We start from the raw sequence: 833 nt of genomic DNA, 5'->3' as shown, positions 1-833 counted from the left end.
AAACGACTAGCACACGAGAAGAGCAGCGCGCGCTCACAACGAACTTTAAATAAAAAAGATGTCGATAGTACCAATGATGTTTCGCGATTGGTGGGAGGACTGGGAGCGTATCGAGCGCCCCTCCAGACTACTGGACCAGCACTTCGGCATGGGTCTGAAGAAGGACGATCTGTTATCCTCCATCAGTTCATTCCCCACGACCTCGCTCTTCAGAAATTCATACTTCAGACCTTGGAGGGCGAGCTTAGCCAGGCAGGAATCTTCTTCGACGATCAATTTGACGAAAGAGAAATTTGAGGTTATTTTAGACGTTCAGCAATTCACTCCAGACGAGATCACGGTCAAGGCGTCGAACAACACGGTTGTCGTCGAAGGCAAGCACGAGGAGAAACAGGACGAGCACGGCTTCATTTCCCGTCAGTTCACCCGCCGGTACATCCTGCCGACCGGATACGAGGTCAACGACCTGGTCAGCACGTTGTCTTCCGACGGCGTGCTCACCGTCACGGCGCCGAAACGACCTCCACCTAATGCCGGCGAAAGGATCGTACCGATCACGAAAACCGGACCCGCTAAGCAACCTGAGGCTGCGTCTTCGAAGCCGGAACAGCAACAGCCCCGCGAACAAATGGTGCCCATCGTCACCTCCCCTTAACCCCCCTAGTGCCGAGCACAACGACCGAAACATAAATAGCATTTAATTTTAATTGTTTTTTTTTTTGTTTTCTGCCCGTTGTTGGCCAACGACGAGCAACGATCCGATTTGAACGAATTAGGTTTATACAAAGAGGAATGCAAAATAACGTTCTGTAATAAATATCAATAAACGATTC

General features: G+C 50.2%; 2 protein-coding genes. One reads left to right on the top strand and one right to left on the bottom strand.

Annotated elements, in window-relative coordinates:
- The first annotated feature begins 73 nt into the window (after nt 1–73).
- Nucleotides 74–655 (top strand): Hsp20 family protein, encoded by a 582-nt coding sequence (locus tag F0L46_RS27695; protein ID WP_188312158.1) that lies wholly within the window; start codon nt 74–76, stop codon nt 653–655.
- Here the strand turns inward: F0L46_RS27695 and F0L46_RS27690 are convergent.
- Nucleotides 642–833: hypothetical protein (locus tag F0L46_RS27690; RefSeq protein WP_210247694.1), on the bottom strand; the 192-nt coding region annotated here is incomplete at its 5' end. The genes F0L46_RS27695 and F0L46_RS27690 overlap by 14 nt on opposite strands.

This window comes from Salinarimonas soli (genome assembly GCF_008386575.1).
GTDB lineage: Bacteria > Pseudomonadota > Alphaproteobacteria > Rhizobiales > Beijerinckiaceae > Salinarimonas_A > Salinarimonas_A soli.
This window is presented reverse-complemented; position numbering and strand designations above follow the sequence as displayed.

Coding starts and splice junctions, on each gene's coding strand:
- F0L46_RS27695 (WP_188312158.1), top strand. CDS start 74: ATGATGTTTCGCGATTGGTGGGAGGACTGGGAGCGTATCGAGCGCCCC.